The following is a 7,335-nucleotide window of genomic DNA, read 5'->3' as shown; positions in this document are numbered from 1 at the left end:
GCCTTTATAGTGACCGTATAATGCGGTTGCTGTTAAATCATGCATCTTTGATAAGTCAGCACCTCCATACCATGTGATAGGTAATTTCGCTAAATCATCAATAGTCCAGTTATACTTCCTATCAGAAGTTTTAAACTCATCAATATTGAAGTACGCCTTTACAGCAGAAGTGTATATGTTTAAAGACTTCGCTAAAAAGTCCTTCCTTTGTTGTGGATCATTCTGTGCCTGTAATGCATCGTTTAACATGTCCTGTGGTCGAATGGATACCCCATAAGCTGGATTCGCTTTTTCGTGTTCGATTGGATTCGTATAATCCACAGTGCCTTTTTCATCTTCATCAGCTTTAGCAATAAAGACGAAATACTGTTCATCTATCACTGTACCGTCCAATATCTTTTTACAGTACTGTAAACGGTGATAACAAAAAGAAGACATATTATCGCCTGCTGTAGTTATTCCTATCATCAGCTTGTTCGTGTATGCCTTCATTGCTTCTTTTATGATGTTGTATTGCTTTGGCGTCTTATAAGCATGCATTTCGTCAGCAATGCCGATATTACAGTTTAATGAATCTTGCTTATCTGGATTGGCGGCTAATGCTTGAATAAATAAAGAACCATCCCCAAGGTCACCTCGAATAGAATGTTCTTGGTTATTGTCAATCACACGAAAATTCTCTTTCTCGCCCATGTGTCCAAGATTGTAATTAATATAATTAAAACTTTCTAGTGCTTGTTTTAAAGCAGCTGCAACAATGTACACTTTAGATCCAGAACGCCTGTTTAACAAACCTAAAGCCCATGCCAACGCTGCGGCAAAAGATGTTTTAATATTTTTTCGAGGAATATAAATAAATGCCTCTTTGAAGCGTCTAATTTCAGTGTCTTTGTGAAAGAAACCTAGCAAATTATAAACCTGGTATTTGTGAAATGGCTCTAATAAGAATGGCTTCCCTCGTAAAGGTGTACCGTCTAGCATCTCGCCTTGGGCGTGTACAAATGTTTTCTCAATAATACCAATCACAAATTCAGCATCTTTTGGTCTAAAATCGTATTCAGGATTTTGTAAATCTCGTAAGAAACGTTCACACCCCTGTATTTGCTCTTTGTTTGCCAATTTACGTCCTTCTACAATTGATTTCGCATACTCCATTACAAGGTTATAGTTTTTGTACTTAGCCTCCAAGACTGCTTAATACCTCTACTAACCCAGTATTCTTTGTTGGAACTTTATTGTTCGGATCATTTGATTTTGGATTCAGACATAGCCGATCAGAGTATGCGAGAATGTCTTTTCTAAGTGATTCCAAGGTTGCAACAATTGGTGATTTTTTTGCGCCTCCTGCGGCTGTGTAGCTTTCATATTCGTATCCCTCAACTTCGAACTTTTCAGTCAAAGTTAAGTATTGGTGAACAATATCCGAATATGCGTCAATCAAGCGATTATATTGTGGTTTATGTACTCCCAACGCTTTCATGTCGCTAACTGTTCGTCGTTTAATTGTTTCTTTACTTGGCACCTTCGACATGCCTTTCACCTCCTCAAAAAATTATTTTAAAAATTGTGCTCTATTGGAAAATGTCCCCCTCATCGGTCTCCCGATGCCTCATAGAAGTGTTTTGAAATGGGGGGGATACCTTTGTAACCTTTTCACGCCAATACTCTCCTAAAGTAGTTAGCACATCTTTGTTTCTGTCATGCATTTTATCGTGACAAGCAGAACATAGTGATAATAGATTCCAAGACTCTAACCGCCATTGTGGATGTGTTTCTAATGGATTGCAATGATGTACAGTAGTAGCTGGTCGGCTCTTGCCGTATCGCCTACACTCTTGGCATTCATAATTATCGCGTCGAAGTATCTTTTTTCGTTTAGAACGCCACACTTTTGTTTTGTAGAAGTTTTTGTCCATCTATCTCCTCCAAAACCCCTTTCGTGCATTCTGCATATTTACTGTTAGTGAGGATTGTAATGGTTCTTCATGTAAAACATAGGACCTTCCTGTTTCTTCATCTACACCTATTACAACTGCATTAGGTTCTGTTACATATAACTTTAATGCTTTTCCATTAAGACTGTTCCAGTCTATAGTTTTTACGATAGTCATTGTTCAGCCCTCCACAATTTCATAGTTAATTACATAATAAAAAGACACCCAATTGGATGTCTCTGTAAACAATTAATTATTTAGGATTATTAGTTTTAAATTTCTTTTCCCACTCGTTTGCCACAAAAACTTCAGCTTCTTCTTGAGTTGAGAAAACTTCTGTTACATGGTCAAAAAATGCCTCAGCTTGACCATTAGTTGGGACTTCGTGTATCGCCCCTTGAAATACTCCTGGGGAGATTTCTAATACATTTCCTACATATTCTTTTCCATTAAACTTTCCTGCTCTAAGAGCCTTCTTCAACATTTTATTACCATCCTTTCACCAACAATTACGAGTAAAAAATTGATTTTACATATATTATTGTTAATTAAGCTACAAATAGTTAGATGTGACTTTGGTATTAGCATCATTGTTTTTTATGTTTTGCACTACCATGCCCAGTATGCTTTGTTAATGGCTCTGAACATTCGTGTAACACTTCACCAGTATCTGGGTCCTTTACACGCTCATAATAAATATCTTCATCTCTATTGATATATCTTTGCTTTTCTACCCATTTTTCACCTCTTACAGAATACTCTTCTCCTGCAATAAATTCTGTTCTGGGTTTTTTCTTACCTGGAACTTTCGATTTCCCTTTAAGTGTTTCATGAAACCCTATTTTGTCAGAAATACCAATACGATACTCAATATCATCAGAACCACACTTGAAACAGTTTTTAAAATCAGCAAATACATCGTCTTTATTTAAATGTTCTCCACATTTATTACAAGTAACTGTACGCATAACAACACCTCCCATCTACCTATATCATAGGATAAATGGAATGAATTGTCATTATAAAAAAAGACTACCAGTTTAGTAGTCTCAATAAATTTACTTTATCGTGCCTATCCTTATACTCAATGATAAAATGCACGCAAAGTCTTTATATTACATAACAACACACAGTAGAATACCGTAATTTTTACGTTAAAAATACGGTAAATTATATAGACGTGAGTAAATATAAATGTTATAATAAGAGTATAGAAAAGGAGGTGATAAACATGAACTACGAAACAATATTAAACATAATCAAAGAAGTTGGAACAATCGCAGGAACACTTTCAACTATCACATCACTAATCATTAACATCAAAACACTGAAAGGAAAGAAAAAGAAGAAAAAAAGAGCCGAGGTAGTCAAGAAAGAACAACAAAAGAAAAGAGAAAAGCGACGCACTCCGACCAAGAAGAAACGTCGCTAAACCAATAGAAAGAAGAAGGTGAAAGCCTTCTTTTTTCACTTCTATTTTACCGTAACTATTTACGCCATGCAAACAGTATCAGCTGAGTTTATTTTACGTTAATTCAACGTATTCTTTCCTATAATGTATAGGCACAAAAAGCTGATAAATATGGCTATTATGACTAAAAAAAGTCTAATTTTATTGCGTATTATATATCGTTAATACAACGTCATAATTCATCATTTACGTTCGATTTAAGGCACTTTCCTACCTTGACAACAAAAAACCTCGACTTTATCTATACAACGCCTATAAAGGGCTTTAAAACACGTTTAAAGGTATATCGAAATGAATTTCATTACTACGAACATTTCCAGTAAACATTTCTTCTAATGAACATTTTTCACACTTAAAAATAGGCGCGGCATCTTGAACTGAAAAACTGAATACGTGGTCACAAGTTGTTTGTTTTAATAAGTATTGAATACTACTGTTATCTATCGTCATTTTAATTAATCTCCTTTTGTATAGGCGCAAGTTAGCCGGGTGGCATGTGCCTTATTTATTTTTTTCTTTTATTATTTAATACAGTCAATAATATATAGTCATAGATATTAACGTTAATATGTTCACATATTCTGATTAATGATTTCGTTGTTTATATATATACTGTCGATATTCTTTTAAATAAAAATATCGTTAGATTATTATTGATATGGAGCGATAGCGACATAGAGGATTTATGCTTTAGCATAAAGACTCGTTAATATATTAAGTATTTATTTTTAAGTCTTTATAATAAGTCTTTATACAGCTCAAAAATTGAGGTGTCACGGTTCAAAAATTGAGGTGTCACAACTCAAAATTTGAGGTGTCGCACTAAATCCACTCCAGTAACTCTGTTACTTCTGTTTGCAGCATATCCCCTTCTTGTTGTGGCTTCCGACCATACTTTTCGAGTTGAATATGAGCTTCTGGGAAACGATCAAAAAAGGTATCTTCATCATTTATCAATGGTTTAAAGGTGTAGTAATAGCTGTAACGCTTTTTCCCGCCTAAACGGTGAACTTCTATCATATCCAGATTGCTTAATACTTCTACACATTTTCTAATTGTATTCTCGCGTATACCAAGTGACATTGACATATTCATATAAGAAGGATAACTTCGACCTTCACGATGATTAAAATTTTTTAATAAATAGGCATAGACCATAAAAACATTACCGTTAAATTTCGGATGTAGCGTATATAACGTCAATGCTTCGTTTTGTATCGCTACCCATCCACTGTCGCATTCATAAGGTAATGCTTTATGATAATCGTTAGAACCCGTCATATAATCACTCCTTTATTTTCTATTTATAATATCCAGTTCCTTGCAATCGTTTTTGAGATAATTCTACATATTCAATAGAAGTGTCTATGCCGAAGAAGTTTCTATTGTTTAAATAAGCCATTTTTAATGTTGTACCAGCACCACACATCGGGTCAAAAACAACATCACCTTCATTACTCCAAGTCAATATGTGATCTTGTGCTAATTGTTCAGGAAACATGGCAGGATGTTCATAAGCAAATTTATCTTTTGTTGTCCTCATGTATCCAGTGTTTAATGGCCATACATTATCTCTCACTCTGTCTTTTTTACCCTTTTCATATTTCATTTCTTTAGTAGTACCATTTTTTTGTCGTGTGGTACTTACTTCACCTGTACTTTTTTGCCATTTTGTTGCCTGTCGAAGTAAGTTACTGGTCTTTGGTTTCCCTTTACTCAAAACAAACATATATTCAAACTGTTGGTAATATCTGTTTGAGGGTGGAAAAGGATAGCTATTCTTTTGATAAATCATTGTATCGTGTACATTAAAACCAATATTCTTGAAGTGAATTGCTTGTTTAAAACTCGTTAGTGTTTCACTGCCTTTTTTGTCATGTGAATCTCCCACTACCCAAACAACAACACCGCCATCTTTTGTTATTCTAAATAATTGTTTAGCGATTTCCTCAAACGGAAACGAATAACCATTGTAATTTCTCAAATCATCATAAGGCGGACTTGTTATAGTCAAATCCACGCAATTCGAAGGCATATACGCCATAATTTCTGAACAATCCCCATGAATAACACGATTTAAAAACTCTTGCATTTAATCCCTCCTAAAATTCGTTTGCATATTCTTATAAATCTGTAATAAAATTATTAGTATCATAAAATGAAAATGTAATTGCTAGGATATAGACATCGCCAAATATCTATATCCCGCAAAAACTCAGTCTCTATCGTCCATTTATCGCCTGTATGTGCTACTGCTAAGCACTGTGTACAATACTGTTGCTATACCGCAAATGGCTGCAACCATTCGTCGGTATGTAATAACTGATTGTCTTCATTTCGCGTTGATCGTCGCCAACCGCCAACCGAAACGGCAAGTAGTATGTCGCTGTACATACCGATTAAATCATTTTTAGCGTAATAAAATATGCGCTGTCTTGTCTGTTACTATAACGCTAACCGTGTCGCTGATAACGATTGTTATTCGCTCACTTAGCGTTATTTTTATTGGCTTTATCACTCTATCCATTTTAGTCCTCCTTATATTTGCGTATGATTTAATCCGTATAATTCAACTAATTTATCAATAAAAGGCTTGTAAACTCCGTTAAATTTGCGTTTATTCAATGCTTTTGCGGCTGCCATAATCGGCTCTGTTAACGGCTTTTTGACGTCAACTGTGGTTGAAAACGTCGCACCCTGCGTATGTTTACCACTTGCTCCGTAATAGTTTGTATGACTACCTTTATGCGTTATCCAAATATCGTCACTTTCTACCCAATAATGCGCGCTTGTATTCCCGTCACGAAACATACCGTAATACCAAGGCTTACCGTTCTTTGTAATGAGCGAATCCTCTCGTCCATATCCGAAGTTATATTCACTTAATGGAGGCAGTCCATGACGCGCATATGATTCGTACCAGGCATCTTGTATAGGATTATAAAAATGTCTGTATGGACGTGTGTCCCACTGTTCAGGTGTCCAATCGCAATCGAAAATTTCTACGCCTATTTCGTTAGGACGTTCCCCATTACAGTAATACGCTCTTCCTTTTAATGGGCGAACAAACCACCTGTACTTTTGTGTATAAAGAGAATGGTAACGCCTTATTAGACTTATACGGAATTTCGGTTCATAATTCTCTAATTGATCTAAATTGATGAAACGAATATCTTTCATTTATCTCCCCCTAACACATTCCGTCATTGCCTCTTGTTTCTCGTCCTCTGTCATTGATAACCCCACCTTATTAGTTGTTTTCACTGGATTTCGCCTCCTTCAAGAACTTATTTACAAAGTAGGCTTGTCCTTTTCCAGTAACTCTTGCCGTCCTGTTGATACGGACAATTCCGAACTTTGTAAACGGTGATTCTTTGATTCTGAACAAGCCTAGATTCATAGCTTTTTGAGTAGGCATATTGTAGTCAATTCCACTTTGTTTGATTAAGTAGCCGTTTTGACGTAACCACTCGTAGAAGCGATTCTGTCCCATCTTTATGCCGTTTTGGTTTAGGATTTTAGCGAACTCACTAATAGAAATAGCTGTCTTACTCGCTTGTATAGCTTCTGCAAGTCTTACTTTCGGCTTTTGTGCGTTAATAACACGTTCTTGTTCTAAAATTAAAGCGTCCTTTCTCGCCAATGCTCGTTCAGCAACCAATAAACCTCTTGCTAGTATCGTTACTTCGTCGTCTGTTTCATTTATTTGAATATATCCTCCATCCTTTCGAATAGATGGAAGTACCTCTGACGTAACCCATCGCTTGAACTTCTTTGCCTTCGCTTTAATTTCTGGATTGTTACCTTGTTTAGAAGCTCCTAAAATTAGACTGTATAAACCCGATTCATTGATAAATTTTTTTCTTACTTTTTGGGTAGCATCGCTATTGTCGTGTCTTTTCCCTGTTACTACCCCTACTCCCCAGACCG

The 7,335-nt window shown here is 35.7% G+C and carries 12 protein-coding genes; 1 reads left to right on the top strand and 11 read right to left on the bottom strand.

From position 1 onward, the window contains the following. The 6 genes from C7B89_RS22060 to C7B89_RS22035 all read right to left on the bottom strand — a co-directional run. Positions 1-1,155: terminase large subunit domain-containing protein (locus tag C7B89_RS22060; protein ID WP_147291550.1), on the bottom strand; the 1,155-nt coding region annotated here is incomplete at its 3' end. Positions 1,156-1,177: 22 nt separating this feature from the next. Continuing rightward, complete coding sequence (locus tag C7B89_RS22055) at positions 1,178-1,531, bottom strand: P27 family phage terminase small subunit (protein ID WP_115674597.1); 354 nt, start codon at positions 1,529-1,531, stop codon at positions 1,178-1,180. A 40-nt stretch (positions 1,532-1,571) separates the two neighbouring features. After that, on the bottom strand, positions 1,572-1,916 hold the full coding sequence (locus tag C7B89_RS22050; protein WP_115674596.1) for an HNH endonuclease: 345 nt from the start codon (positions 1,914-1,916) through the stop codon (positions 1,572-1,574). After that, entirely contained in the window at positions 1,917-2,111 is a 195-nt protein-coding gene (locus C7B89_RS22045; protein WP_115674595.1) for a hypothetical protein, read from the bottom strand. A gap of 76 nt (positions 2,112-2,187) precedes the next feature. Then, positions 2,188-2,418: a hypothetical protein gene (locus tag C7B89_RS22040; RefSeq protein ID WP_115674594.1), complete on the bottom strand. Its 231-nt coding sequence runs from the start codon at positions 2,416-2,418 to the stop codon at positions 2,188-2,190. 103 nt (positions 2,419-2,521) lie between these two features. Further along, on the bottom strand, positions 2,522-2,902 hold the full coding sequence (locus C7B89_RS22035) for a hypothetical protein (RefSeq protein WP_115674593.1): 381 nt from the start codon (positions 2,900-2,902) through the stop codon (positions 2,522-2,524). A 263-nt stretch (positions 2,903-3,165) separates the two neighbouring features. On the opposite strand from C7B89_RS22035, the gene C7B89_RS22030 reads away from it, so the two are divergent. Beyond that, positions 3,166-3,366: a hypothetical protein gene (locus C7B89_RS22030; protein WP_115674592.1), complete on the top strand. Its 201-nt coding sequence runs from the start codon at positions 3,166-3,168 to the stop codon at positions 3,364-3,366. Positions 3,367-3,669: 303 nt separating this feature from the next. Here the strand turns inward: C7B89_RS22030 and C7B89_RS22025 are convergent, their stop codons facing one another. From C7B89_RS22025 to C7B89_RS22005, 5 genes are all read right to left on the bottom strand, one after another. Next, complete coding sequence (locus C7B89_RS22025) at positions 3,670-3,855, bottom strand: hypothetical protein (RefSeq protein ID WP_115674591.1); 186 nt, start codon at positions 3,853-3,855, stop codon at positions 3,670-3,672. Positions 3,856-4,227: 372 nt separating this feature from the next. Further along, positions 4,228-4,686 carry a hypothetical protein gene (locus tag C7B89_RS22020; protein ID WP_115674590.1) on the bottom strand — a complete coding sequence of 153 codons (459 nt, stop codon included), beginning with the start codon at positions 4,684-4,686 and terminating at the stop codon, positions 4,228-4,230. A gap of 19 nt (positions 4,687-4,705) precedes the next feature. Continuing rightward, a complete protein-coding gene (locus C7B89_RS22015; protein ID WP_115674589.1) occupies positions 4,706-5,497 on the bottom strand; it encodes a DNA-methyltransferase in 792 nt (263 codons plus the stop codon). 446 nt (positions 5,498-5,943) lie between these two features. Then, a complete protein-coding gene (locus tag C7B89_RS22010) occupies positions 5,944-6,585 on the bottom strand; it encodes a hypothetical protein (RefSeq protein WP_115674588.1) in 642 nt (213 codons plus the stop codon). Between the two features lie 70 nt (positions 6,586-6,655). Beyond that, the coding region (locus C7B89_RS22005; protein ID WP_115674587.1) for a phage antirepressor at positions 6,656-7,335 on the bottom strand (680 nt) is incomplete at its 5' end.

This window comes from Lysinibacillus capsici (assembly GCF_003367505.1).
Classification (GTDB): Bacteria; Bacillota; Bacilli; order Bacillales_A; family Planococcaceae; genus Lysinibacillus; species Lysinibacillus capsici.
This window is presented reverse-complemented; position numbering and strand designations above follow the sequence as displayed.

Excerpts from the sequence above, each read along its gene's own strand:
- C7B89_RS22055 (WP_115674597.1), bottom strand. The coding sequence starts at position 1,531 with ATGTCGAAGGTGCCAAGTAAAGAAACAATTAAACGACGAACAGTTAGC.
- C7B89_RS22050 (WP_115674596.1), bottom strand. The coding sequence starts at position 1,916 with ATGGACAAAAACTTCTACAAAACAAAAGTGTGGCGTTCTAAACGAAAA.
- C7B89_RS22045 (WP_115674595.1), bottom strand. The coding sequence starts at position 2,111 with ATGACTATCGTAAAAACTATAGACTGGAACAGTCTTAATGGAAAAGCA.
- C7B89_RS22040 (WP_115674594.1), bottom strand. The coding sequence starts at position 2,418 with ATGTTGAAGAAGGCTCTTAGAGCAGGAAAGTTTAATGGAAAAGAATAT.
- C7B89_RS22035 (WP_115674593.1), bottom strand. The coding sequence starts at position 2,902 with ATGCGTACAGTTACTTGTAATAAATGTGGAGAACATTTAAATAAAGAC.
- C7B89_RS22030 (WP_115674592.1), top strand. The coding sequence starts at position 3,166 with ATGAACTACGAAACAATATTAAACATAATCAAAGAAGTTGGAACAATC.
- C7B89_RS22025 (WP_115674591.1), bottom strand. The coding sequence starts at position 3,855 with ATGACGATAGATAACAGTAGTATTCAATACTTATTAAAACAAACAACT.
- C7B89_RS22020 (WP_115674590.1), bottom strand. The coding sequence starts at position 4,686 with ATGACGGGTTCTAACGATTATCATAAAGCATTACCTTATGAATGCGAC.
- C7B89_RS22015 (WP_115674589.1), bottom strand. The coding sequence starts at position 5,497 with ATGCAAGAGTTTTTAAATCGTGTTATTCATGGGGATTGTTCAGAAATT.
- C7B89_RS22010 (WP_115674588.1), bottom strand. The coding sequence starts at position 6,585 with ATGAAAGATATTCGTTTCATCAATTTAGATCAATTAGAGAATTATGAA.